The 23825-nt window shown below is 74.5% G+C and carries 26 protein-coding genes and 1 riboswitch; of the genes, 14 read left to right on the top strand and 12 right to left on the bottom strand.

All coding sequences use genetic code 11. From position 1 onward, the window contains the following. Positions 1-7: 7 nt before the first annotated feature. The gene (locus tag ASG36_RS10495; RefSeq protein WP_055763543.1) at positions 8-814 is read right to left on the bottom strand and encodes an ABC transporter permease subunit; all 807 of its coding nucleotides are present in this window, start codon (positions 812-814) and stop codon (positions 8-10) included. After that, positions 811-1725, bottom strand: coding sequence for an ATP-binding cassette domain-containing protein (locus tag ASG36_RS10490; protein ID WP_055764934.1), 915 nt, complete (start codon positions 1723-1725; stop codon positions 811-813). The genes ASG36_RS10495 and ASG36_RS10490 overlap by 4 nt, the downstream gene beginning before the upstream one ends. Before the next feature lie 343 nt (positions 1726-2068). Between ASG36_RS10490 and ASG36_RS10485 the strand changes: the two genes are divergently transcribed. From ASG36_RS10485 to ASG36_RS10455, 7 genes are all read left to right on the top strand, one after another. Next, positions 2069-3652 (top strand): HNH endonuclease signature motif containing protein, encoded by a 1584-nt coding sequence (locus ASG36_RS10485; protein WP_157498758.1) that lies wholly within the window; start codon positions 2069-2071, stop codon positions 3650-3652. Between the two features lie 132 nt (positions 3653-3784). After that, entirely contained in the window at positions 3785-4051 is a 267-nt protein-coding gene (locus tag ASG36_RS10480) for a GlsB/YeaQ/YmgE family stress response membrane protein (RefSeq protein WP_200944431.1), read from the top strand. 116 nt (positions 4052-4167) lie between these two features. Then, positions 4168-4761, top strand: coding sequence for a hypothetical protein (locus ASG36_RS10475; protein WP_055763540.1), 594 nt, complete (start codon positions 4168-4170; stop codon positions 4759-4761). Beyond that, on the top strand, positions 4758-5390 hold the full coding sequence (locus tag ASG36_RS10470; protein WP_055763538.1) for a DUF2975 domain-containing protein: 633 nt from the start codon (positions 4758-4760) through the stop codon (positions 5388-5390). Before ASG36_RS10475 ends, ASG36_RS10470 begins: the two co-directional genes overlap by 4 nt. Further along, a complete protein-coding gene (locus ASG36_RS10465; protein WP_055763535.1) occupies positions 5387-5629 on the top strand; it encodes a helix-turn-helix transcriptional regulator in 243 nt (80 codons plus the stop codon). The genes ASG36_RS10470 and ASG36_RS10465 overlap by 4 nt, the downstream gene beginning before the upstream one ends. A gap of 59 nt (positions 5630-5688) precedes the next feature. Next, positions 5689-6231, top strand: coding sequence for a hypothetical protein (locus ASG36_RS10460; RefSeq protein WP_055763534.1), 543 nt, complete (start codon positions 5689-5691; stop codon positions 6229-6231). Positions 6232-6333: 102 nt separating this feature from the next. Further along, complete coding sequence (locus ASG36_RS10455; protein ID WP_162245187.1) at positions 6334-7011, top strand: DUF4232 domain-containing protein; 678 nt, start codon at positions 6334-6336, stop codon at positions 7009-7011. Here the strand turns inward: ASG36_RS10455 and ASG36_RS10450 are convergent. Both ASG36_RS10450 and ASG36_RS10445 read right to left on the bottom strand, forming a co-directional pair. Then, the gene (locus ASG36_RS10450; protein ID WP_055763530.1) at positions 6996-7850 is read right to left on the bottom strand and encodes a sensor histidine kinase KdpD; all 855 of its coding nucleotides are present in this window, start codon (positions 7848-7850) and stop codon (positions 6996-6998) included. The genes ASG36_RS10455 and ASG36_RS10450 overlap by 16 nt on opposite strands. Continuing rightward, on the bottom strand, positions 7850-8554 hold the full coding sequence (locus ASG36_RS10445) for a response regulator transcription factor (protein WP_055763528.1): 705 nt from the start codon (positions 8552-8554) through the stop codon (positions 7850-7852). Before ASG36_RS10445 ends, ASG36_RS10450 begins: the two co-directional genes overlap by 1 nt. A gap of 173 nt (positions 8555-8727) precedes the next feature. Here ASG36_RS10445 and ASG36_RS10440 point away from each other — a divergent pair, with 173 nt between their 5' ends. Together ASG36_RS10440 and ASG36_RS10435 are read left to right on the top strand one after the other, a co-directional pair. Then, positions 8728-9618, top strand: coding sequence for a LuxR C-terminal-related transcriptional regulator (locus ASG36_RS10440; protein ID WP_055763526.1), 891 nt, complete (start codon positions 8728-8730; stop codon positions 9616-9618). A 23-nt stretch (positions 9619-9641) separates the two neighbouring features. Further along, entirely contained in the window at positions 9642-10610 is a 969-nt protein-coding gene (locus ASG36_RS10435; RefSeq protein WP_055763525.1) for an SDR family NAD(P)-dependent oxidoreductase, read from the top strand. Here ASG36_RS10435 and ASG36_RS21530 read toward each other — a convergent pair. The 7 genes from ASG36_RS21530 to ASG36_RS10400 all read right to left on the bottom strand — a co-directional run bounded on the left by ASG36_RS21530 (position 10607) and on the right by ASG36_RS10400 (position 17108). Beyond that, complete coding sequence (locus tag ASG36_RS21530) at positions 10607-12505, bottom strand: MoxR family ATPase (protein ID WP_082523004.1); 1899 nt, start codon at positions 12503-12505, stop codon at positions 10607-10609. The genes ASG36_RS10435 and ASG36_RS21530 overlap by 4 nt on opposite strands. Before the next feature lie 78 nt (positions 12506-12583). Then, the gene (locus ASG36_RS10425; RefSeq protein WP_055763523.1) at positions 12584-12991 is read right to left on the bottom strand and encodes a TetR-like C-terminal domain-containing protein; all 408 of its coding nucleotides are present in this window, start codon (positions 12989-12991) and stop codon (positions 12584-12586) included. A 144-nt stretch (positions 12992-13135) separates the two neighbouring features. Next, on the bottom strand, positions 13136-13627 hold the full coding sequence (locus ASG36_RS23000) for an MOSC domain-containing protein (RefSeq protein WP_304437792.1): 492 nt from the start codon (positions 13625-13627) through the stop codon (positions 13136-13138). Between the two features lie 29 nt (positions 13628-13656). Further along, on the bottom strand, positions 13657-14778 hold the full coding sequence (locus ASG36_RS10415; protein WP_055763521.1) for an XdhC family protein: 1122 nt from the start codon (positions 14776-14778) through the stop codon (positions 13657-13659). Beyond that, positions 14771-15895 carry a VWA domain-containing protein gene (locus ASG36_RS10410; protein ID WP_055763519.1) on the bottom strand — a complete coding sequence of 375 codons (1125 nt, stop codon included), beginning with the start codon at positions 15893-15895 and terminating at the stop codon, positions 14771-14773. The genes ASG36_RS10415 and ASG36_RS10410 overlap by 8 nt, the downstream gene beginning before the upstream one ends. Further along, the gene (locus ASG36_RS10405) at positions 15885-16802 is read right to left on the bottom strand and encodes a MoxR family ATPase (RefSeq protein WP_200944430.1); all 918 of its coding nucleotides are present in this window, start codon (positions 16800-16802) and stop codon (positions 15885-15887) included. The genes ASG36_RS10410 and ASG36_RS10405 overlap by 11 nt, the downstream gene beginning before the upstream one ends. Before the next feature lie 69 nt (positions 16803-16871). Beyond that, a complete protein-coding gene (locus tag ASG36_RS10400; protein WP_055763517.1) occupies positions 16872-17108 on the bottom strand; it encodes a hypothetical protein in 237 nt (78 codons plus the stop codon). A 160-nt stretch (positions 17109-17268) separates the two neighbouring features. Between ASG36_RS10400 and ASG36_RS10395 the strand changes: the two genes are divergently transcribed. After that, positions 17269-17559: a YciI family protein gene (locus ASG36_RS10395; protein WP_055763515.1), complete on the top strand. Its 291-nt coding sequence runs from the start codon at positions 17269-17271 to the stop codon at positions 17557-17559. A gap of 3 nt (positions 17560-17562) precedes the next feature. On the opposite strand, the gene ASG36_RS10390 is transcribed toward ASG36_RS10395, so the two are convergent. Next, positions 17563-19392, bottom strand: a complete 1830-nt coding sequence (locus ASG36_RS10390; protein ID WP_055763513.1) for an FAD/NAD(P)-binding domain-containing protein — start codon at positions 19390-19392, stop codon at positions 17563-17565. Between the two features lie 212 nt (positions 19393-19604). Then, a riboswitch (SAM riboswitch) is annotated at positions 19605-19716 on the top strand. 245 nt (positions 19717-19961) lie between these two features. Here ASG36_RS10390 and ASG36_RS10385 point away from each other — a divergent pair. The 4 genes from ASG36_RS10385 to ASG36_RS10370 all read left to right on the top strand — a co-directional run bounded on the left by ASG36_RS10385 (position 19962) and on the right by ASG36_RS10370 (position 23792). Beyond that, entirely contained in the window at positions 19962-20957 is a 996-nt protein-coding gene (locus tag ASG36_RS10385; RefSeq protein ID WP_055763511.1) for an amino acid ABC transporter permease, read from the top strand. Next, complete coding sequence (locus ASG36_RS10380; protein WP_055763509.1) at positions 20954-21733, top strand: amino acid ABC transporter ATP-binding protein; 780 nt, start codon at positions 20954-20956, stop codon at positions 21731-21733. Before ASG36_RS10385 ends, ASG36_RS10380 begins: the two co-directional genes overlap by 4 nt. Positions 21734-21810: 77 nt before the next feature. Then, positions 21811-22785 (top strand): ABC transporter substrate-binding protein, encoded by a 975-nt coding sequence (locus ASG36_RS10375; RefSeq protein ID WP_055763507.1) that lies wholly within the window; start codon positions 21811-21813, stop codon positions 22783-22785. Between the two features lie 35 nt (positions 22786-22820). Beyond that, entirely contained in the window at positions 22821-23792 is a 972-nt protein-coding gene (locus ASG36_RS10370; RefSeq protein ID WP_157498756.1) for an ABC transporter substrate-binding protein, read from the top strand. The last annotated feature ends 33 nt before the right edge of the window (positions 23793-23825 follow it).

The raw sequence follows: 23825 nt of genomic DNA, 5'->3' as shown, positions 1-23825 counted from the left end.
GCCCCGGTCACACGTCCCGGCTGCGCAGCCGGACGACCGAGGCGGCCAGTCCGACGACCACGTAGCCGACCAGGACGGCGAACCCGACCCACGGCGTGAACTCGCCCGGGACCGGCGTCAGCTGCAGCAGCTGCCCGCCGGCCTGGCCGGGGAGCCAGCGGACGAGGTCCGGGCCCCAGCTGGCGGGCAGGAGCTGACCGAGGACCGGCAGCAGGAAGACCAGGCCGAACAGCACGGCGACCGCGCCGGCGGTGGAGCGGAGCAGCCAGCCCAGCGCCGTGCCCAGCACGGCGATCGCGGTCAGGTAGAGCGCCGTCCCCACGACAACCCGAAGGACGCCGTCCTCACCGAGCCCGGGCATGCCGTCGGTGACGGCAGCGCCCACCGCGTAGGAGGCGAAGGCCGCGACCAGCGAGGCGACGAGCACGAGCGCGCCCAGCACCGCGGCCTTGCCGAGCACGACGGGCCAGCGCTTGGGGGTGGCGGCGAAGGTGCTGCGGATGGTCCCGGAGGTGTACTCGCCGGTCACCAGCAGGACGCCGAGCACACCGAGGGCCAGCTGGGCCAGGTTGTAGCCGGCCAGGCTGAGGGTCAGCGGCAGGGAGAAGTCGACGCTGGGCGGGCCGCCGCCGTCGCCGCCGGGACCGCCGGTGTCGGCGGTGCTGGTGAACAGCAGGCCGAGCAGCACCATCGCGACCAGGGCACCCAGCAGCACGTTCCACGTGGAACGCAGGGAGCGGGTCTTCACCCACTCGCCGCGGAGCAGGCCGGCGGCGCCGCCCGTCGTCGTCGTCTCGGGGGCGGTGGTGGTCATGCCGGCTGCTCCTGGGTGCGGTACTCGCGGTCGTCGTGGGTGAGGGCCATGAAGGCCTCCTCGAGCGAGGCCTGGACCGGCGCGAGCTCGTGGAGGGCGATCCCGGACTCGGCGGCCCGGTCGCCGACGGTCTCGGCGGTCAGGCCGGTGACCAGCAGCAGGCCGCGTTCGGGGGACTCGACGGTGACGTCGGCGCCGGCCAGCAGGCCCGCGAGCTCGGTCGCGCGGGGGCTGCGCACCCGGACGGCGTCCCCGCCGGCCCGGCGGATGAACTCCGCGGTGGACACGTCGGCGACAAGCCGGCCGCGGCCCATCACGACCAGGTGCTCGGCGGTCACCGACATCTCGGCCATGAGGTGGGAGGAGAAGAAGACGGTGCGGCCCTCGGCGGCCAGCCCCCGGGCGAGGGTGCGGATCCACAGCACGCCGTCGGGGTCCAGGCCGTTCACCGGCTCGTCGAGCACCACGGTGGCCGGGTCGCCCAGCAGCGCGGTGGCGACGCCGAGCCGCTGGCCCATGCCGAGGGAGAAGCCGCCGACCCGCTTGCCGGCGACGCTGGTCAGGCCGGCCAGCTCGAGCACGGTCTCCACCCGCTGCTTCGGGATCCCGGCCGTCGCAGCCAGGGCCTGCAGGTGGGCCCGGGCGGTGCGGCCGGGGTGCAGGGCCCGGGCCTCCAGCAGTGCCCCGACCTGGCGGAGCGGGTCACGGTGCTCGGCGTAGTGCTTGCCGTTGACCAGCGCGGTGCCGGCGGTGGGGCGGTCCAGCCCGAGCACCATGCGCATGGTCGTGGACTTCCCGGCCCCGTTCGGCCCCAGGAACCCGGTCACCACCCCCGGTCGCACCGTCACGGTCAGGTCGTCGACAGCCGTCTTCGCGCCGTAGCGCTTGGTCAACCCGCGGAGTTCGATCACGGTGTCCATGGTGCTCGGCTGCGGAGTCGCCGGCGTCAGCCCGCGGGACGGTCTTCGGGTACTCCTGCAGGACTACGGAGGGCGGGTCTCTCGTACGACCGATCGCCTGCTCAGCCGCCCTCGGGGCGCCCACGTCCGTGGGCTCACCGGAGCCCGTCGGCGCTGACGGACCGCACCATCGACCACGGGGCCAACCCTCTCGCTGAGTCCCCCTTCCGTCACTCGGCGCGGCCGCACCGTCGCGGAGGAAAGTCCTGCCGGGACGGCCAGTTCGGACCCCGTTTCTGTCAGACCCCACCGCTAGCTTCGTGTCATGGAGACGGGGCTGCGGTGGGAAGTAGGGGTGAGTGCGTCCCTGGCCGCGCCCGACCCGTGGCCGGACGAGGACCTGCCTCCTGGGGTGACCCGTCGGCGGACCCGCCTGTCCGAGATCGTGGACGTGTCGCACTGGGACGACGCAGCCTGCGCTTCCGCCCTGCAGGCCCTCGCCGACGCGGACTCCCAGCTGGCGGCCTTCCGGGCCGATGTGGTGAAGCGGTTCGCCGACGTGCGGCCAGACCTGTGGGACCTGAACCCCGACGACCCGGCCGCGAAGGTCGAGGGCTGGGGGTCCGGGCGGACGTTCAACGGGGTGACGGAGTTCTTCACCGACGAGCTGGCCACGGTGTTGGGCACGTCGCGGATGCGGGCGGACACCCTGGCCAACTTCTCCCTGGTGCTGCGCGAGCAGCTCATCGACACTTGGCACGCCCTGGCCGAGGGCCGCATCGACGAGCCGCGGGCGCACGCCCTGGTGAAGGCCCTGGGTTGGCAGGCCCCGGCGGTGGACGCCGAGATCGTGGCCGCCGTCGAGCGGGAGGCGTTGCAGTGGGCGGTCGCCGGGGAGGGCCCGTACCGGCTGCGGGAGCGGGCTGCGGCGTTGTTGCTGCAGTACGACTCCGAGGCCTCCGACCGGCGGCGCAAGGCAGCCAAGAAGCTCACCGACGTGGTGGTCCGCAACCCCGCAGACGGGTTCGCCGACTTCGTCGTGCGGATGCCCACCGAGGTCGCGGCCGCGTCGTGGGACACCTGCGACACGTACGCCCGGATGCGCAAAGCGGCTGGGGACACCCGCCCGATCGGGGAACTCCGGGCGCTGGTTGCGACCGATCTGATCCTGAGGCCGTGGGACGCCTCCCGGGAGCCGGTCACGGCGCACTTGACGCTGTTCGCCCCGTTGCCCAGCCTGGTCGACGACCCACGCGCCGACCAGCCAGACCCCGATGCGCCATCTGAGTGCGGCCGGGTCGCCAACCAGCCCATCACCGCCACCCACCTCCGGGAACTCCTCACCCAGCTGGGGTTCTGCACCGCCACCGGCCTCCAGGTCCCACCGGGTGGCGGCGTCGACGTCGCCCTCACCGACCCCGACACCGGGGCACTGCGAGCCGTCGTGACCCCGCACCAGCTCAGACACCTGGCCCGCAGGGGGTGCACAGAGCACCAGGGGACAGATGTGTCCTGCGACTGCGCCGTCCTCGACGCGCCACCGCCCACCGACGCCTACCGGCCCACCCCTGCACAGAACCGGTTCATCGACGCCCGCGACCGCACCTGCCGCCACCCCGGCTGCCAGAGACCGGCCCGGTTCACCGACGCCGACCACGTCATCGCCTTCCACGACGGCGGACCCACGTCCTGCGACAACCTCTGCAACCTGTGTCGACGCCACCACCGCCTCAAGACCCACGCCCCCGGCTGGCGCTACTCCATGACCCCCGACGGACGGCTCTCCGTCACCACCCCCAGTGGGATCACCCGGACCAGCGCACCCCCGGGCACCCACCACCGGCTCCGACCCGACGACCTCCTCCACCCCCTGGAGACCGCGGTCCCCGTGCTGCCCGCGCCCGTGGTGGACCCCGCGGACGACCCACCGCCCTTCTGAGCGGCGGGGCGACCCAGGGGTGCACGACGGGATCGGTGCAGGCGGGTGGGGTTATGCGGGGTCCGGCCGGGGTACCGGGTGCCCGTCCGGCGGCAGACCGTCGGGTGATCACCTCACACCTGGAGCACCACCATGGGCATCATCGGCTTCCTCGTCTTCGGCCTCGTCGTCGGCGCTGTCGCCCGGCTGATCAAGCCCGGCAAGCAGAACCTCTCGATCCTCGCCACCCTCGGCCTGGGCATCGTGGGTTCGCTGATCGGTGGCGTCGTCGCCACCCTGCTGGGCACCGGCCGGTTCACCGAGCTCAACGTCATCGGCGCGATCGTCGCCATCGTCGCGGCCGTCCTGCTCATCGGTGTCGCCGAGAGCGTGACCGGCAAGCGCTCCGTGCGCAGCTGACCACCTGACCCGACGACCCCGGACGCGGTGCTGGCGTCCGGGGTCGTCGCACGTCCGGACCCGGTCGCGTCGACACAACGATTGTCGATGCCATCGACTGTCGTTATGGTGCCTTCATGCGACGACACCTCACCGGCCCACGGTCGGCCGGCATTGCGGGCACCCTGCTCCTCGTCGTGGCCTCGGTGGCCACGGTCGTCGGCCTGGCCGTCGTCCTCGGCGCTGCACTGGGGGACGACGGAGAGGCCCGGGTGCCCGTGGTCGGCGCGGTCGACGTCGCCGTCCCGGCCGGTGTCACCACGTTCTCCGGCGAGGCCAGCACGGTCGTCCAGGTCGCCGGCCTCCCGCTGGGCCTGCGGCTGTTCGCCGTCCTCGGGATCGTGCTGGTGTGCTCGTGGCTGGTCGTCGGCGCCCTCGCCCTGCGGTCGGTGATGACCGGCATCCACGCCGGCACCCCGTTCGCCGGCCGCCCCGGCGCACGGCTGACCCTCGTCGCCGGCACCGTGTTCGTCGGTGCCGTCGCCGCCCCGCTGGTCGAGGACGCGACCGCCTGGGTGCTGCTCGACCGGGTCGACCTGCTCGACGGCCCGTTCCGCCCCGGCCTCGAGGTGCCGTGGACCGCACTGCTGCTGACCCTGCTGGTGTTGGCCGTCGCCGCTGCGTTCGCCCAGGGCAGCCGGCAGACCCGCGAGCTGGCGGGGCTGGTGTGAGCGCCGACCGACAGGCGGCGCGGCCGCTCCTGGGTCCGCGGTCCTCCCGCGCCCTCAGCATCCTGCTGATCCTGATCGGCACCCTGGCCTGCGCCGCAACGGCCATCCTGCTCGTCCGTGCGGTCACGACCGACTCCGCGAACACCGTGGTCACCCTGTCCAACCAGACACGGCTCGCGCTGGACGACAGCCTGCAGCTGCCCGACGACCTGAGCCTCGCCGGGTACCAGATCGCCGTGCAGCTGACCACCGAGGACCTGCCCGTCGGCACCCGCCTGCTGATCAACCTGGGGGTCGGCATGCCCTTCCTCTGTGGCGGGCTCGCTGCCCTGGCGCTCAGCCGCGTGCTGTGGACCCTGCACACCGAGCACCCCTTCCAGCGCAGCAACGCCCGGCTGCTGGTCGTCGTCGCCGTCCTGTGGGCGGTGTACTCGTGGATCACCCCCCAGGTCGTGCGCACCGCCTCCATGGACGCCCTGCAGCTGTCCGGCTCCCCCGCCGGGCTCGAGCCCGCCGTCGACAGCAGCTCCCTGCCGGTCACCTGGTTCGGCCTGCTGCTGCTCCTCGCCGTCGCCGAGGTCTTCCGCCGCGGTGCCCGCCAGGCCCGCGACGTCGACGGCCTGGTGTGAGCCGCACCCAGCCCGAGGACGAGGACGCCGGCCACCGGGTCCGCTGCCACCTCGACCGGCTGCTCGCCGCCCGCGGCATGACGCTGGTCGAGCTCTCCCAGCGCGCCGGGGTGTCGGTCGTGAACCTGTCGGTGCTCAAGAACGACCGGGCCCGCGCCGTGCGGTTCAGCACGCTCACCGCGGTGTGTGACGCACTCGGCTGCCAACCCGGCGAACTCCTGTCGGTGGATCCGGTCTGAACCTGGGGGCCACCGGGGTAAGCGGCATTTACACACTCGCCACACCGTCTGGAGCCACCATGGCCCGCAACACCCTGTCCCGCTCGCTCCACGACGTCGGCCTGGCCGCCTGGTTCGGCGGCACGCTCGCCAACGCCGTCGCACTCAACGCCGCGGCCGCCGAGGCCGGCGACGCCCAGTCCGTCGGCGACGTCGCCAACGCCGGTTGGGACCGCTGGACCCCGGTCAACGCCGTCGCCATCGGCGCCCACCTGATCGGCAGCGTCGGCCAGCTGCGCGGCAACCGTGACCGGCTGAAGAACCAGCAGGGCGTCGCCACGATGTCCACCGTCAAGTCGGTGCTGACCATCGCCGCGCTCGGTGTCACCGGCTACAGCCGGGTGCTCGGCCAGAAGACCTCGGCAGGCCGCGCGCCCAGCTCCTCGGGCACGAAGCCCTCGAAGAAGACGTCGGCCGACGCCGCGTCCGCACAGCTCCAGCTGGACAAGCTGCAGTGGGTCATCCCGGCCCTGACCGGCGCCCTGGTCGTCGTCAGCTCCTTCGCCGGCGAGCAGCAGCGCCCCGCGTCGGTCCTCGAGGGCCTCACCGCCAGGAAGAGCTGACCTCCGCACCGGCACGGACGTCACCGAACGGTCACACGCCGTTCCCCGATGGTGACGTCCGTGCAGGTGAGAAGCATGGTTGCGCGGGGCAACATGATGGTCATGACCGCACGAACGACACGCCTGGCCCTGCCCGTCCTCCTCGCCGGGGGGCTCGCGCTCACCGCCTGCTCCTTCCTCGGTGGCACGGGCGACGCCGCAGCGGCCGGCACGAGCACCCGTCCCAGCACGAGCACCACCAGCACGAGCAGCGCCGGCACCGCCACCAGCGCACCCGCGGCCACCGCGGCCACCACCGCGGCCCCCACCGCGACCGCGGCCCCGGAGCCCAGCGGCGCGGACCCGACCACCGCGGGCGGCCCCGACCGTTGCCACACCAGCGAGCTGTCGGGGTCCCTGGTCCAGGGCGACTCCGCCGCCGGCACCCGGGGCGCCACCCTCACGCTGACCAACAGCGGGGGCGAGACCTGCACCGTGTACGGCTACGGCGGGCTCGGCCTGATCGGACAGGACGGCTCGGCGCTGCCCACCACCCAGGTGCGCTCGGACGCCGTCACGCCCCGCACCGTGACCCTGCAGCCCGGGCAGGCGGTGGCGGCGCTGATCACCTGGACGGTCGTCCCCACCGGGAACGAGCCCACCACGGGCGACTGCGAGGCGACCCCCGGCCGGCTGAGCGTCATCCCGCCCGACGAGACCGACGCGCTGTCGGTCTCGTGGCCGGCCGGGCCGGTCTGCGACGCCGGGACCATCACCCAGGACGCCTACGGCGCGGCCTGACCGCTCCCTGGCCCACCGGTGGGCAGCGACACCCGCACCACGGTGCCGCTGCCCAACCGGCTCTCCACCCCGACCCGACCACCGTGCCGCTCGACGACGGCGCGCACGAGCGGGAGCCCCAGCCCGCTGCCGGGCACCGTCCGCGCTGCCGGGCTGCGGTAGAGCTCGTCCCACACCTGGGGCAGGTCCTCGGCCGCGATGCCCTGCCCGGTGTCCGCCACCTCGAGCACCACGTGCCCGGTCGTCTCCCGTGCACGCACCTCCACCCGCCCGCCGGCCGGGGTGTACTTCACCGCGTTGTCCAGCAGGTTCCACACCGCGAGGGCCAGCAGGTCGGCGTCCCCGACGACGACGGGCAGCGGCCAGGGCGCCCGCGGGAGGTCCACCGTCAGCTCCCGCTCGGCCACCCCGGGCAGGTCGCGCGCGGCGTCCACCGTCTCCTCGACTATCTCGGTCAGGTCGACCGGTCGACGGTCCAGCCGACTGCCCTCGACGTCGGCGATCTTGCGCAGGTCGGCGGTGAGCCGGCTCAGCCGCAGCACCTGGTCCTCGATGGTGCGCACCGCCGCCTCCCGCCCCTCCCCCGGGCCGGCACTGACGTTCGCGGTGGCCGCCCGCATCGCGGTCAGCGGGTTCTTCAGCTCGTGGTCCAGCCGGGACAGCAGCAGCCGCCGGTCGCGCGCCGTGGCCTCGGCCTGCTCGGCCAGCCGACGCCGGCCCCGCCGGTCGCGGAGCAGGGCCACGACCAGCACCAGGACGACGACGGCGCCCAGCAGACCCCCGACCGCCAGCACCCAGTCCCGCGGGTACGCCGACAGGTACCACCGCTCCCCGCCCATCAGCCGGCCACCACGTCGCCGCGGAACAGGTAGCCCTCGCCGGGCACGGTGACCACCAGCTGCGGCCGGGCCGAGTCCCGCTCGAGCGCCCGCCGCAGCTCGGCGACCCGGGTGTCCACCGTGCGGGTGCTGCTGTGGAAGGACCAGCCCCACACCTGCTCCAGCAGGCGTTCCCGGGAGACCGCCTCCTCGGGGTGCGCCATGAGGTAGGCCAGCAGGGTCACCGCCCGCGGGGTCAGCACGACCTCCGCGCCGTCCCGCAGCACCCGCTGCGACACCCGGTCCAGCACCAGCGCGCCGCTGCGCAGCCGCGAGGCACTGGCCAACGACGGGCCCACCGAGGCGCCGCGTCGCAGCACGGCCCGGATGCGGGCGACCAGCTCGTGCGGGTCGAAGGGCTTGTTGAGGTAGTCGTCGGCGCCCTCCTCCAGGGCCATCGTCCGTTCCCCCGACTCCCCCACCTGGGTCAGCAGGATGATCGGCACCGTCCCGCCGTCCTCGCGCACCCGGCGCAGCACCGCGCGCCCGTCCCGCCCGGGCATGAGGACGTCGAGCACCACGAGGTCCGGCGCGGCGTCGGCCACCCGGGCCAGCGCCTGGTCCCCGTCGGCGGCGACGACCACGTCGAACCCGCTGCGCTGCAGGAACGGCGCCAGGTTGTCGGTGATCGCGGCCTCGTCGTCCACGAGCAGGATGGTCGGCACGTCTGCCGATCCTGGACCTGCGACCGGGGATCCGCTGGTCACGGGGGTTGCAGCGACGTGGCACCCGGTGCCGCCCACCGTTGCCCCGCCGTCCCGGACGTGGTCCAGTGGGGTGACGGGGGTCACCCCGCGGCAGGGGGACGGAGGCCGGTGCGCACGAGCTGGGGACGACGATGACCACCCCGAGGGCCGCCGCACTGCGTCCGCCGGACCGGGACGCCCTGCGCGCCGTCCTCCGGGAGGTCGCCGGGACCTCCGGGCTGCCGATCGCCTTCGGCGGCCAGGTGCAGCCCCACCTCGCCGCCAGCGGCCGGGACGCGGTGCGGATCACCGAGCTGCGCGGCACCCGGACCGCACACCTGCGCGGGCTCGCCGTGGTCGCCGGGGCCGGCCTGGGCGGCCGGGTGCTCACCGAGGGCCGGCTGCACGCCGTGGAGGACTACGGCCTGGCCCGGGGCATCACCCACGACTACGACGGCCCGGTGCTCGCCGAGGGCCTGTGCACCGTCGTCGCCACCCCCGTGCTGGTCCGCGGCGCTGCGCGGGCGGTGGTCTACGCGGCCAGCCGGGAACCGGGTTCGGTGGGCGACCGGGTGCGCGACTCCCTCACCCGGGCCGCCGGCCGGATGGCCGCCGAGCTCGCGGTGCGCGACGAGGTGGACCGGCGGGTGGCCATGCTGGAGGCCTCCGCGGTGGGCCCGCACCCCGGCGGTCACGACGCCGCGTCGCTGGAGGAGGTCCGGGCGGTGCACTCCGACCTGCGCCTGGTCGCCGCGGCCCTCACCGACGACGCGCTGCGCGAGCGGGTGCACGCAGCGTGCTCCCGGCTCGCCGCCCTGGGCGGCGGCGGGCGCCCGTCTCCGCCGGCGGTGGCGCTGTCGGCGCGGGAGACCGACGTGCTCGCCCAGGTGGCGCTGGGCTGCTCCAACGCCGAGAGCGCCCGCCGGCTCTCGGTGCGCCCGGAGACGGTCAAGAGCTACCTCGCCGCGGCGATGGCCAAGCTGGACGCGCACACCCGCCACGAGGCCGTCGTCCGCGCCCGCTCCCTCGGGCTGCTGCCCTGACCTGACGCTGGGACCCTGACCGGGTGCGTCGACCCCCCGCCCCCGCCCGCCTGCTGGACGCCGCCCTCGACCGGCTCGTCGTCCCCGGGTACAGCCGGCTCGGCCCGGCGCTGCGCCACCGCTGGTGGCCCGCCGACCCCCCGGCCGGGGCGCTGGCCGGGAAGCGGGTGCTGGTCACCGGGGCCACCTCGGGCATCGGCGAGGCCATGGTCGACGGGTTCCTGGCCCTCGGCGCCGCGGTGCACGTACTGGGCCGCAACGGGGACAAGACGCAGGCACTGGTCGCGCGGCTGCGCGCCGAGCACGCCGGCGCCGACGTCGAGGCCGAGGTCTGCGACATCGGCGACCTGGACGCCGTCCGCACCTGGGCCGCCGGCTTCACCGGCCGGGTCGGCGCGCTGCACGGGCTGGTGCACAACGCCGGGGCGCTGCCCGCCGAGCGCAGCGAGACCGCCCAGGGCCACGAGACGACCCTGGCCGTCCACGTGCTCGGGCCGCACCTGATGACCTCGCTGCTGGCCGACACGCTGGTCGACGACGCGTCCAGCGTCGTCTGGATGTCCTCGGGCGGCATGTACGGCGCGAGGCTCCGCGACGACGACCTCGAGTTCCGCACCGGGGAGTACAGCGGGGTGCGGGCCTACGCGCGGACCAAGCGGATGCAGGTCGTGCTCGCCGCCCGCTGGGCCGACCGGCTCGCCGGCCGGCGGGTCCGGGTGGAGAGCACCCACCCCGGCTGGGTGGACACCGCGGGGGTGACAAGCTCGCTGCCGGGGTTCGGGAAGGCGGTCGGTCCGCTGCTGCGCACCGCCGCCGAGGGCGCGGACACCACCGTGTGGCTGGTCGCCACCCGACCGCCCTCGACGGGGGAGCACTTCTGGCACGACCGGGCGCAGCGGCCCAGCACGCTGGGGTGGGAACGCGGGCAGGACCCGGCCGCGGTGACCCGGTTCCTCGACCAGGTCGCCGCGGCGACGGGCACCCCGGCCTAACCCAGCAGCCGGGTCAGCGCCGGGCCGATGTCCAGCACGCTGCGCACCATCTCGGCCCGACCGGCCCCGCGGGCGGCCAGCGCCCGGGCCGCGGCCTCGGCCTCCTCGGTGGGCAGCGGGCAGAGCACGTGCAACCGGTCGATGCCGGCCAACGCCGTCTCCGGCGGGGCGCCGGTGGTGTGCAGGCAGTCCGAGAGCAGCACGACCACGCGCTCGTCGGACACCGCCGGGGTGAGCTGGGTCCGGGCAGCCCGCAGGGCGGCCGCCAGGTCGGTCATGCCGTGCCCGCGCAGCGTGACCAGCTGACCGACCAGGTCCTCCGGCGGACGGCGCTGCCCCAGCGCCTGCAGCTCGGTGACCGCGCCGGCGAAGCTGATCACGCTGGTCTCCAGCTTCTCGTCCGCGGCCAGCACCACCCCGGCCGCGGCGATCGCCGCGATCGCCACGCCCAGCCCGTTCATCGACCCGGAGTGGTCCACCACCAGGCAGACCGCCCGGCGGTGCCCGGTCCAGGTGCGGGTGACCAGGTCCTCGGTGGCCGGGGGCCACTGCCCGGTCCAGCGGTCCAGCGTGCGGTCGAGGTCCAGGTCGCCGTCGGCCCGCCGGTTGGGCACCAGCCGCCGGGTGCCCCGGTTGCGCGTGCTGCCCACCCGGCCGACCTGGATGAACACCCGCGAGGCCAGCCGCCGGGCCGCGTCCCGCAGCTCCCGGTCGGTGGCCAGCGCGAGGTCGGCCAGCAGCGCCGCCGCGGCGTCGGGGTCCTCGGCCATCAGCGAGGCGAAGGCCTCCTCGTCGAGCTCGCCCACCTCCGGGCTCACGTCGTCGAAGGCCTCGTGCTGCTGCTGCATCTGCTGGCGGGGGTTCTGCCGCCGGCTGGCCGAGGACTCCCGACGGGCGGAGCTGGCGGACTCGGGGCCCGCAGGCTGGTCAGCCTGCGGGCCGCCCCCTTTTGGGTCGGCCGCTCCCGGGTCGCCCTGCTGCTGCTCGGACCCCTCGGAGTCCCCCGGGTCCTCCTCCGGCGGTGGCCCCTCGGCCGGCCAGACGTCGTCCAGGATCGCGTCGATCACCGACTCCGGGGTCCGCTCGACGCCGTCGACGACCTTGACCCGGCCCGACAACGCGGCGTGCGCGGCGTCCCGGGCGGTCTCCCGGGCGCCGTCGGCACCCAGGCCACCGCCCCCGCGGATCTCCAGGAGACCACCCAGCAGCATCACCAGGTCGATCGCACCGCGCACCGAGGAGCCCATCCGCAGGTCGCGGTGCTCCCGGGTGGCCCGCACCATCCGCACCGAGAAGCCGATGGACGCGGGGTCCCCGCCGGTCACCTGCCCGACGATCGCCCGTTCGGCGTCGGGCCCCTGGTAGCCCAGGACCACCCGGCACATCCGGTCGGCGATGGCCTGACCGACCCGGGCGGTGCCGATCGCGTCGAAGGGGTTCATCGCCGCGATGAGCCGGAACCCGCTGGCCGCGCGCACCCGGCCGAGCCGGGGGACGGCGATCTCGCCCTCGGTGAGCACCGTGATGAGGACGTTCAGCGTCTCCTCGGGGATCCGGTTCAGCTCCTCGAGGTAGAGCAGGCCCGAACCGCGCATCGCGGTCAGCAGCGGCCCGTCGGTGAAGCTGCTGGGCACGTACCCGTCGGTCATCACCGCCGACGGGTCGTACTGGCCCACCAGCCGGGCGGGGGTGAGCTCGGCGTTGCCCTCGACGAAGACCACCTCGGTGCCGACGTCGGCGGCGATCGAGCGCAGCAGCGTCGACTTGCCGGTGCCGGGCGGGCCCTCGAGGACCACGTGCCGGTTGGTCCGCAGCGCGACGGTGAGCACCTCGCGCTCCTTGCGCAGGCCGATGACCGGGCTCGTGGGGGCGGGCGGTGCGGGCAGGGCGGTCACGTCACTCCAGTGGGACTGTCCGGGTGGGTCGTGACGATCATCACCCGGACCACGCCGGGCCCGCAGGCCAGGGGTGGGTCAGACCGGGTGCAGACCGCTGCGCAGCAGGGGCAGCAGCACCCGGTCGACGAGGTCCGGCACGACGGCCGGGTCCAGGGGTCGGCCCAGCAGCCGGCTCACCAGCAACCCGCGCACCGTGCGGACGGCGACCCACGTCGGGCGCAGCGGCACCCCCTCGCCGCGGTCGCGGGCCCGCTGCAGCAGCAGGGCCAGGCCCTCGTCGACGACCCGGTCCGCGCCGCGCCGCAGCTCCTCGTGCGCCCGGGCCGAGGGGTCGGCGGGCAGCGCGCGGAGCTCGGTCGCGTCCGGCGCGGAGGACCACACCCGGGCCAGCTCGTGCAGGTCGGCGGCCAGCGACCCGCCGTCGGCGGGCAGCACGAACGGGGCGATCGCGCCCACCGGCAGCGGGCGCACGGACGCGGTCACCGACGCCGCCGGTCGGGGAGGGGGCTCATCGGGGGCACGGCACGCTCCTCGGGGTCGGTACCAGGGAGCGACGCCCCCGTGTCGGTACTAAAAGTATCGGAACGACTACGGACAGACGACTCGACGGTCCCTGCGTGTCGCCCGTCACCCCACGGGCGCGATCCTCAGCACCGCCGGCCCGAGCCTCAGCACCCCGTCGGACAACGGTCGGCACCGCACCCCACCCCGCCCCCGCATCCCGCGGTGGGCCCCCGGCGCCAGCACGACGTCCATCCACCGGCACGGGTTCGCCGCCCGGCCACCGAGCAGCCGCACCTCCCCCGCACCGCAGTCCAGCGCGAACTCCCGCCCGCGGAGCGCCTCGACGTCCGCCCCGCGCAGCACCACGTTCCGGCGGGCGAGCAGCGGGTCGAACGGCGGCACCCCGAGCTCGGCGGCCAGCGCCTCCAACGACTCCACGTCGAGCACGGTCACCGCGGCGTCCTGGTGCGCGGGCTTTCCGGCGTACCGGTCACCCACCACGCCGAACCCACCGCGCACCTCCAGCTCGGCCCGCCGGTCGGCCTCCTGCGCGGGTGTCGTGGTCCCCGGCCGGCCGTCGTAACGGTGCGCCGCCGACGCCATCAGCGCGACCACCTCGACGGGGACCTCGACGGGTCGGCCGCTCAGCGGTCCGCGGAGGCGTGGATCGGGCCGTCCGCGCCGGTCAGCCGCTCACCGGAACCGCCCCACCGTCCGGCGATGATCTCCGCGGCGATCGAGATCGCGGTCTCCTCCGGGGTGCGGGCACCCAGGTCCAGCCCGATCGGCGAGGACAGCCTGTCCAGCTGCCCGGGCGTCAGGCCGGCCTCGCGCAGCCGGTCCATCCGCTCGTCGTGCGTGCGCCGGGACCCCATCGCCCCGACGTAGGCCACGTCGAGGTCCAGGGCGACCTCCAGCAACGGGACGTCGAACTTCGGGTCGTGGGTGAGCACGCAGAGCACCGTGCGCTCGTCGATGCGGCCGGCGTCGACCTCGGTCTGCAGGTAGCTGTGCGGCCACTCGACGACGACCTCGTGGGCGTCGGGGAAGCGGCGGGCCGTGGCGAAGACCGGGCGGGCGTCGCAGACGGTGACCCGGTACCCCAGGAAGGCACCGACCCGGGCGACGGCGGCGGCGAAGTCGATCGCGCCGAAGACGACCATCCGGGCCGGCGGGGCGAACGAGGACACGAACAGCGTCAGCTCGTCGCCGCGCCGCTCCCCGTCGTGGCCGAAGTTCAGCGTCGCGGTGCGGCCGGCGGCGAGCATGCCGCGGATGTCGGAGGCCGCGGCCTCGTCCAGCCGCGGCAGACCCAGGGAGCCCGAGGTGCGGTCGGGCCACACGACCAGCCGGTTGCCCAGCCGGTCCTCGGGGCCCTTGACCACCGTGACGACGGCGACCGGCTCGTGCGCGGCGACCGAGTCGGCCACCTCGCCCAGCTCCGGGAACGTCTCCTGCGAGATCGACTCCACGTAGACGTCGAGGATCCCGCCGCAGGTCAGCCCCACGGCGAAGGCGTCGTCGTCGCTGACGCCGTAGCGCTCCAGGGTGGGGTCACCCGAGGCCACGACGTCCTTGGCCTCCTCGTAGACCGCGCCCTCGACGCAGCCGCCGGACACGCTGCCCACCGCGGTGCCGTCGGGGCCCACGAGCATCGAGGCCCCGGCCGGGCGCGGCGCGGAGCGCCAGGTGGCCACCACGGTGCCCATGCCGACGGTCTCCCCCGCCCGCCACCAACCGACCAGGTCGTCCAGGACATCACGCATTCTCGATCACTCCTGCCAGTTCCTCGAAGGCCGCGAGGCTGTGCCCGGCGACGAAGTGGTCAACAGCCGGCAGGGCCGCCTGCATCCCGCCGGTGAGCGGCTCGTAGCCGACCCGGCCCTTGTGCGGGTTCACCCACACCACGCTGTGCGCCAGCCGGTGCAGCCGGCGCATCTGCTCGGCGAGCAGCTCGGTGCCCCCGCGTTCCCAGCCGTCGCTGCACAGCACGACGACTGCCCCACGGGCGGTGCCGCGCTGGCCCCAGCGGTCCAGGAATGCCTTGAGCACCTCGCCGATCCGGGTGCCACCCGACCAGTCCGGGATGGCGTGCCCGCTCGCGGCCAGCGCCTTGTCCGGATCGCGCAGCCGCATCTCCCGGGTCACCCGGGTCAGCCGGGTGCCGATGGTGAACACCTCGGTGGACGCCGGGCGCGCCCGCACCGCGGCGTGCGCGAAGCGCAGCAGCGCGTCGGCGTACGGGCTCATCGAGCCCGACACGTCGACCAGCAGCACCACCCGCCGCGGCCGCGGCCGGGCCCGCCGGTGCTGCAGCCGGGTGATCTCCCCGCCGTCCCGCAACGCCCGCCGGACCGTGCGCCCGGGGTGCACCTGCCCGTGCAGGTCCGGACGCCGCCGCCGCGAGGGCCGCATCGGGGCGGCCGGCACCAGCAGCGCGAACAACCGGCGCAGCTGGTCGCGCTCGGCGATGCTCAGCTCCGAGACGTCCCGGGTGCGCAGCACCTCGTCCTCGCTGGCCGCGGCCTTCAGGTCCGGGGCCTCCTCGGTGTCCTCACCGCCCCCGGCGTCCGAGGCCGAGATGGGCGCCGACTCGGCCATCCGCTGCTCCTGCTGCGCCGACCGCGGCGGCTTGCGGGGTGCCTCGCCGGCGAAGTAGGCGGCGAAGGCGGCGTCGTAGCGGTCCAGGTCGTCCGGGCTGGCGCACAGCGTCAGCCGGCCGGCCCAGTAGACGTCGGTGGCGTCGAGCACGTCGAGGTGCCCGACGGCCTGCAGCATCGCCTCGACCCGGTCCGGGGACGCCCCGACCCCGGCATGCCGCAGCGTGCGGGCGAACCCCAGGACGACGTCGACGACGTCCCGGGTACCCGCGCTAGGAGCCACCGAAGAGCGCTCCCCGGGTGAGTGCCCGCACCCGGTCGGTGTCCTCGCGGTACTTGAGGACGGCGCCGAGGGTGCGCGCACCGGTCTCCGGGTCCAGCTCGCGGGCGCCCAGGGTGTGCAGTGCGGTGGCCCAGTCCATCGCCTCGGCGATGCCGGGGGGCTTGAGCAGGTCCAGGCTGCGCAGCTTCGCCGTCGCCCGGGCGACCTGGCGGGCGAGGGTCTCGGTGACCTCGGGCAGCCGCTGGCGCAGGATCGCGACCTCGCGCTCGAAGTCCGGGTGCTCCAGCCAGTGGTAGAGGCAGCGGCGCTTGAGGGCGTCGTGCACCTCGCGGGTGCGGTTGGAGGTGAGCACCACCAGCGGCGGGGTGCTGGCCCGCACGGTCCCGAGCTCGGGGATCGAGATGGTGAAGTCGCTGAGCAGCTCGAGCAGGAATGCCTCGAACTCGTCGTCCGCGCGGTCGATCTCGTCGATGAGCAGCACCGACGGGGCGTCCTCCAGGGCCTGCAGCAGCGGGCGGGCCAGCAGGAAGCGCCGGTCGTAGAGCCCGGCCTCGAGCTGCTGCACGTCGCCGGTGGACCCCGCGGCCTCGGCGGCCCGCAGGTGCAGGAGCTGACGGCCGAAGTCCCAGTCGTAGAGCGCCTGACTGGCCTCGAGGCCCTCGTAGCACTGCAGCCGGTACATCGGCCGGCCGGTCACCTCGGCGAGCGCGTGCGCCAGGGCGGTCTTGCCGACCCCGGCCTCGCCCTCCAGGAACAGCGGCCGGCCCATCGCCAGCGCCAGGTGGGCGGCGGTGGCCAGGCCCTCGTCGGGCAGGTAGCCGGTGGCCTGCAGCGCCGCGGCGAGGGCGTCCGGATCGGCCGGCAGGGTCTCGGCCGGGCGGGACGACGCAGTTGTGGGCTGACTCACCGACCCACCTTCGCACGGGCGTTCCACACCTGCGTTGCAGGTGGGTTGCACACCGTCGCCCAGCCGGGTTCAGCCGGCGGCGCGCACCCGGTGCGGCAGCCCGCGGGAGGCCAGCACGACGTCCAGGGCGCGGACGGCGACCAGCACCTCGTGCTCGTCCAGCCCGGGTTCGCGGTCGGCCAGCCAGCCCACGAACTCGGCCCGGGGTCGGCTGCCGCCGAGGGTCAGGTACTCGACCCAGAGCGCGTCGGCGCCCAGGCCGCTCAGTTCGTGCGCCCGGGCCGGGCTGACGAGGGGTTCGGTCATAGGGGTGGACTCCAGGGCACCGGTGGGTGCCCGGACCGGTTCGCGCCGTGGTTTGACGCGGGGTCTGTGCCCATCCTGCACTCCCCGGGGCCGATGGGGGTGGAGCCGCCCGGGCGGGAGAGGATCGTCGGGCCCTGCCACCGCACTCGAGGAGACCGACGTGATCGTCGCCGTGACCTACCGCTACACCGACGACGTGGCCACCCGTGACGCCGTCCGCGCCGAGCACCGCGACTTCCTCCGGGGCCTGGCCGATGCCGGGTCGCTGCTGCTGTCTGGGCCCTTCGGCGCCGACGCCCCGGCCGGCGCGCTGCTGGTGTTCCGGGCCGACGACGAGGCGCAGGTGCGGGGCTGGGTCGACGCCGACCCGTTCAGCGTGCGCGGCGTGGTGGCCTCCTCGACCGTCGCCGAGTGGGACCCGGTGCTGGGCTCCCTGCTGCCCGCCCTCTGACGCTCAGGCGGCGCGCACCGTCGTCACCGGGACCGCCGCCGACCACAGCGCGGCGGCCAGCGCGTCGTTCTGGTGGAAGAAGGGCGCGTTCGTGCCCGGCCGGGCGAAGGCGGCGACCTGCGCCCCCGACGTCCAGAACCCGACCGCTGACACCCGCGTCGAAGGAACGCCCTGCGCGGACACCAGCCGGAACCCGGCGTCCACGTGCAGCCGGCCCGAGCCGGCCTGCTCCGCGGCCACCCCGCGCGCCAGCAGCGCACGCAGCAGCGGGTCGGTGGTGCGCCCGACGTCGACGGCCGGCACTCGGGCCTCGACCAGCGCGGTCGCCGTCGTCACCGTGTCGGTGCTCGACGAGCGGGCGACCCAGCGGCCGTCCTCCAGACCCACGACGGTGTCGGCGCCGGTGAACCGGACGAGGCCGGCCTCGGACAGCGCGAGGAGCTCCTCCAGCCGCGGGGACGGCGGGCCGCTGGCGAGGTGGCTGAACAGGTTCATCCACCAGCCGCTGACGTCCTCCCGCTCCGAGCGGGGGGTCAGCCGGCCGGCCCGCACCAGCCCGGCGATGGTCCCGTGGCAGAACAGCAGCGCGGTGAACACCGCCTGGTCGGCGCTGTGTGCGGGGTCGGCGGCGCGGGCGAGGTCGGCGCGGACGTAGCCGCGCACCCACTCCTGGAGCTCCTCGTCGGAGGAGAACCGCGCGCCGGCCAACGGCCGGTCCAGCCGAGCGAGGTCGAACCGGTCGGCGGGGTCGGGGACGGCGGCGGCGACCAGCTCGGTCAGGTCGTCGGTGGCCGCGTACGCCTCGGCGAACTCCGCCCACGGCATCGCGACCCGCTCCGGGTGGGCCCGGAACAGCTCGGTGTGGTGCGCCCAGCCCAGCTCCCGGGCGATCACCGGTCCGAGGTCGGCGCGCAGGTCCAGCTGCCGGTCGCCGAAGCGCGCGGTGAGCGCGTCGGGGGTGAAGAACCGCAGCGGCACCGGCGGGCCGGCCCACGGGTAGCCCAGCTTGGCCTTGTAGGGGGTGCCCCGGCGGGAGCCCACGTGCAGCACCGGCTCGGCACCCGACGGGCGGTAGACCAGCCGGCCGTCGGCGTCCCGCTCGTGCACCCCGCCGCGACCCCCGGTGAGCAGCGTGACCAGGTCGACGAAGGCCAGCCCGGCGCCGCGCACCAGCACGTCCTCCCCCGGCTGGAGCACCGAGAGGTCGAGGTCGGCGGTGTACGCGGTCGGCACGTGGGTCAGTCCGGCCGCGGCGGCGGCGGCGCCGAGGGCGGTCTCCTCGTCGGTGGCCGTGCGGTCCAGGTGCCCCTGGGCGAGCACGACGGTGTCCGCGCGCAGCGTCCCGCCGTCCTCGAGCCGCAGCTCCACACCGTGCGGGTGCTCGACGAGGTCGACGACCCGGGTGGCGTGCCGGTGCAGGGCCAGCCCCGGCACGGCGGCCAGGGAGTCGAGCACCCAGGACAGGTAGGCGCTGACCAGAGTGCGCGGGGGGAAGGTGTCCGAGGTGAGCCGCCGGGCGAGCTCGCCGACCGGACCGGGCAGCCCGACCCCCACCTGCTCGGCCCACTCCCACACCGTGGCCGACGTCACCACCCGCTCGGGCACCGTCACCGAGTCGTCGGGCAGCACGGTCACGTCGCGCACCAGTGAGTTGGCCCACAACAGGTCGGACTGGTCGGTCCGCCAGACCCGACCGGCACCCGGCGGGAACGGGTCGACCAGGTGCACGTCGAGGCGGCGGCCGTCGGCGTGGGCGAGGAGCCGCTCGAGCACGCCGAGGGCGGTGGGGCCGGCCCCGACGAGGGCGACGGTGAGGGAGGACGTGCTGGTCACAGGGGTGCTCCGGAGCTGGAGACGGGCGGTGGGCGCAGGCTCAGGCAGGTCGACAGAGCGCGCTGCCGGTGCGCCGGAGGTCGACGTGCCGACGACGGACGAGCGGCTGGTCGGGCACGGGGACCTCCTCTCCGGGGCGGGCGGACGGATCCATTCTCCACCAAGTCGATCGGATTTGACGACTGAGCGTTCGAGGTCCTAACTTCTCCGCAGGTCCTGAGTACCAGCTGCAAGCCCCGGCTCGCTGGTCGGCAACCCTCCGCTGCGGTGGGGTGCCCCGGGTGACGACCTGGCGACGGCGATCGACTGTCGCAAGCGCAGCCCCGCCTCGTCGGCGGGGGACGAGGAGACGACATGGCCCAGCACTCGACCGCCCTGCGGTCCGCGGGGCGTCCTGCGCTCCTCCTGGTCGGGCGGCCGGTCATCGACCTGGTCCGCACCGACAGCGCGCTCTGTCGCTGACCCGACCGCGCCCCCCTCCCCCGGCCTCTGCCCGGGGACCTCGGACGACCCCTCTCCTGGAGCTCCCCCATGTCCCGACCCCTCCTGCTCGACGCCAGAGGCCCGCGATGACCGCCCTGCAGACCCGCCCGTCGGAGTCCGCCGTCCCACCCGCGGGCACGCCCTACGACCGGTTCACGGTGGTCAAGGCGAGGAACCCCGGCCGCTGGGCGGCCACCGCCGTGGTCGCGGTGCTGCTGGCGATGGTGCTGAACTCGCTGATCACCAACCCGCGGTGGGAGTGGGACGTCGTCCTGGCCTACCTCGGCGAGGTCTCGATCGTCCGCGGGGTCTGGACGACGATCCAGCTCACCCTGATCACCGCGGTGCTCGGGTTCGCCCTGGGCACGGTGCTGGCGCTCATGCGGCTGTCGCGCTCGCCGCTGCTGCGGTCGGTGAGCTGGGGGTACACCTGGATCTTCCGGTCCGTGCCGCTGATCCTGCAGCTGCTGCTCTGGTACAACCTCGCCTACCTGTACCAGACCATCGACCTGGGCATCCCGTTCGGACCGTCGTTCGCCAGCTTCGAGACGCTGTCGCTGATCGACAAGTTCGGCGCCGCGATCCTGGGCCTGGGCCTGCACCAGGCCGCCTACTCCGCCGAGATCGTGCGGGCCGGCATCCTCTCGGTCGACCAGGGCCAGCACGAGGCCGCTGCCAGCCTCGGCATCCCGCGCCGCCGGCAGTCCACCAAGATCGTGCTGCCGCAGGCGATGCGCACCATCGTGCCCACCGCGGTCAACGAGATCATCGGCCTGTTCAAGGGCACCTCGATCGTCTACGTGCTGGCCCTGGGCGAGCTGTTCTACACCGTCAGCGTCATCTACGGCCGCACCCAGCGGGTGCTCCCGATGCTCGTCGTGGCCGCGATCTGGTACATCGTGCTCACCACGGTGGTCACCGTCATCCAGTACTACGTGGAGCGGTACTACGCCAAGGGCGCCGTCCGCACGCTGCCACCGACACCCCTGCAACGGCTGCGCGGCAACCTCACCGCGGGCATCTCCCGGGTACGCCCCACCGGTGCCGCCGCGACCTCCGGCCAGGACCCGGTGACCCGATGACCGCCGTCGAGACCCGTCCCGGTCGCGTCGAGGTGCACGGGGTGCACAAGTCCTTCGGCACGAACGAGGTGCTGCACGGCGTCGACCTCGTGGTCGAACCGGGCAGCGTGACCGTCGTCCTCGGGCCCTCGGGGTCGGGCAAGTCGACCCTGCTGCGGTCGATCAACCACCTGGAGACCGTGGACCGGGGCTTCGTCGCCCTGGACGGCGAACTCGTCGGCTACCGCCGGAAGGGCGACAAGCTGCACGAGCTCAAGGAGAAGGACCTGCTGCGCCAGCGCACCCGGTTCGGCTTTGTCTTCCAGTCCTTCAACCTCTTCCCGCACCTCACCGCGCTGCAGAACGTCACCGAGGCCCCGGTCTCGGCGCAGGGCCGGGACCGGCGCGAGGTGGAGGCCGAGGCACGGGAGCTGCTGGCCCGGGTCGGGCTGGCCGACAAGGCCGACGCACACCCCCGGCAGCTCTCCGGCGGGCAGCAGCAGCGGGTCGCCATCGCCCGGGCGCTGGCCATGAAGCCCGCGGTGCTGCTCTTCGACGAGCCCACCTCGGCGCTGGACCCCGAGCTGGTCGGCGAGGTGCTCGCCGTCATCGCCGACCTGGCCCGCACCGGCACCACGATGATCGTGGTCACCCACGAGATCGGCTTCGCCCGCCAGGCCGCCGACCAGATCGTCTTCATGGACGAGGGCCGCGTCGTCGAGCAGGGCACCCCCGCGCAGGTCCTCGACGACCCGCAGCACGAACGGACCAAGGCCTTCCTGGCCAAGGTCCTGTAGCCCCACCCCCCCAGGTCCCGGACGGCGCGCCCGCGCCGTCCGTCGTAGAAGCACGCCCCGAAGAGGAAGAACCCCCCGTGACTGCACACCTGCGACGCAGCACCGTCGCCTTGTCCCTGGCCACCGCCGCACTCCTGGCCCTCGGGGCGTGCAGCAGCAGCGCCGAGATCGAGGAGCAGGCCCGCTCCGAGGGCGGCGCCACCGACGCCCTCACCGTCAACACCACCCCCGACCAGGACCGGGTGCACTCCACGGTCAGCGACGAGGCGGTCGCGCTGCTGCCCCCGGGCGCGTTCGAGGACGGCGTCCTGCGGGTCTCGGTGACCCAGGGGGCCGTGCCGCTGGCCTTCTTCGCCGACGACAACACCACCGTCATCGGCAGCGAGACCGACCTGGCCACGCTGTTCGCCGACTCCCTGGGCCTGGAGGTGGAGTTCGTGGTCAACGACTGGTCCAACTGGCCGCTGTCGCTGCAGTCCGGCGACGTCGACGCGGTCATCTCCAACGTCACGGTCACCGAGGAGCGCAAGCAGATCTACGACTTCGCCACCTACCGCTCCGACGTCCTGGGCTGGCTCGTCGGTGCCGACTCCGGCCTGCAGATCTCCTCGGCGCCCGACGTCGCCGGGCTCACCGTCGGGGTCGCCTCGGGCACGAACCAGGAGCAGGTCCTGCTCGCCTGGAACGAGGAGAACGTCGCCGCCGGCCTCGACCCGGTGACGATCGACTACTACCCGAAGTACGACGACGCCGTCCTGGCATTGCAGTCGGGCCGGCTGGACGCCTACGTGGGCCCCAACCCGACCGCGGCCTACAGCGCCGCGACCTCCCCGCAGGACTTCGCCATCGCCGGCACGACCAGCGGCGGTTGGCCGGCCACCGCCGACATCGCGGTGACCACGGTCAAGGGCAACGGCTACGCCGCGGCCTTCCAGGCGGCCGTCGACCACGTCATCGAGGACGGCACCTACACCGAGGTGCTCGACCGCTGGGGCCTGGACTCCGAGGCCGTCGACAGCTCGCAGCTCAACCCGGCCGGGCTCGGCTCGTGACCACACCCACCACCCACACCCCTCGGAGGACACCCGTGAAGCTCTCCCACCTCGTCGGCGCGCTGCCCGTCGCCGCCCTCCTGCTGCTCACCGCCTGCACCAGCTCCGCCGAGATCGAGTCCGAGGCCCGCGCGGACGCCGCCGGGGGCTCCGCGGCCGAGACCGCGCTGGTGGTGGACACCTCCCCGGAGCAGGCCGACCGGGTGACCACCGACGAGGACCCCGACGCCGCGGCCCTGGTGCCCGCCGACATCGCCGAGGACGGCGTGCTCCGGGTCGGGGTGAACGGCGCCGGTGACCCGCCGCTGGGCTTCCTGGCCGACGACAACGCCACCGTCGTCGGCAGCGAGGTCGACATCGCCCAGCTGGTCGCCGACGGGCTGGGCCTGGAGCTGGAGATCGTGAACACCACCTGGGAGGCGTGGCCGCTGGGCGTGCAGTCCGGCGACCTGGAGGCGGTGTTCTCCAACGTGGGCGTGAACGCCGAACGGCTCCAGCTGTTCGACTTCGCCACCTACCGCCAGGGGATCATGGCCTTCATCGCCGCCCCCGACAGCGGGCTGGACATCACCGACGCCGCAGGCATCTCGGGCCTGCGGGTGGGCGTGGGCTCGGGCACCAACCAGGAGCGCATCCTGCTCGACTGGAACGCCGAGCTCGAGGCGGCCGGGGAGGAGCCAGCGACGCTGGACTACTACGTCAGCGCCGCGGACGCCCTGCTGGCCATCCAGTCCGGCCGGCTGGACACCTACATCGGGCCCAACCCGAACGCCGTCTACCAGGAGTCGGTCGGTGACCTGGAGATCGTCGGGTCGGTGAACGCCGGCTGGCCGAACACCACCTACGTGGCGGCCACCGTGCTCAAGGGCAACGGGCTGGCCGAGGCGATCCAGGCCTCGCTGCAGCACTCCTTCGACGACGGCACCTACGCCGAGACCCTCGAGCGCTGGGGCCTGACCGACGAGGCCGTCGAGGCCCCCGAGGTGAACCCCACCGTCGCCAGCTGAGGCACCCGCACGCAGCGGGGCCCGGGACCGACA

The organism is Geodermatophilus sp. Leaf369 (assembly GCF_001424455.1).
Classification (GTDB): domain Bacteria; phylum Actinomycetota; class Actinomycetes; order Mycobacteriales; family Geodermatophilaceae; genus Klenkia.
Note: the sequence above shows the minus strand (reverse complement) of the source record. Positions and strands in the feature narration are given on the sequence as shown.

Excerpts from the sequence above, each read along its gene's own strand:
- ASG36_RS10385 (WP_055763511.1), top strand. The coding sequence starts at position 19,962 with ATGACCGCCCTGCAGACCCGCCCGTCGGAGTCCGCCGTCCCACCCGCG.
- ASG36_RS10455 (WP_162245187.1), top strand. The coding sequence starts at position 6,334 with ATGACCGCACGAACGACACGCCTGGCCCTGCCCGTCCTCCTCGCCGGG.
- ASG36_RS10475 (WP_055763540.1), top strand. The coding sequence starts at position 4,168 with ATGCGACGACACCTCACCGGCCCACGGTCGGCCGGCATTGCGGGCACC.
- ASG36_RS10400 (WP_055763517.1), bottom strand. The coding sequence starts at position 17,108 with ATGACCGAACCCCTCGTCAGCCCGGCCCGGGCGCACGAACTGAGCGGC.
- ASG36_RS10440 (WP_055763526.1), top strand. The coding sequence starts at position 8,728 with ATGACCACCCCGAGGGCCGCCGCACTGCGTCCGCCGGACCGGGACGCC.
- ASG36_RS10480 (WP_200944431.1), top strand. The coding sequence starts at position 3,785 with ATGGGCATCATCGGCTTCCTCGTCTTCGGCCTCGTCGTCGGCGCTGTC.
- ASG36_RS10415 (WP_055763521.1), bottom strand. The coding sequence starts at position 14,778 with ATGCGTGATGTCCTGGACGACCTGGTCGGTTGGTGGCGGGCGGGGGAG.
- ASG36_RS10495 (WP_055763543.1), bottom strand. The coding sequence starts at position 814 with ATGACCACCACCGCCCCCGAGACGACGACGACGGGCGGCGCCGCCGGC.
- ASG36_RS10380 (WP_055763509.1), top strand. The coding sequence starts at position 20,954 with ATGACCGCCGTCGAGACCCGTCCCGGTCGCGTCGAGGTGCACGGGGTG.
- ASG36_RS10460 (WP_055763534.1), top strand. The coding sequence starts at position 5,689 with ATGGCCCGCAACACCCTGTCCCGCTCGCTCCACGACGTCGGCCTGGCC.
- ASG36_RS10450 (WP_055763530.1), bottom strand. The coding sequence starts at position 7,850 with ATGGGCGGGGAGCGGTGGTACCTGTCGGCGTACCCGCGGGACTGGGTG.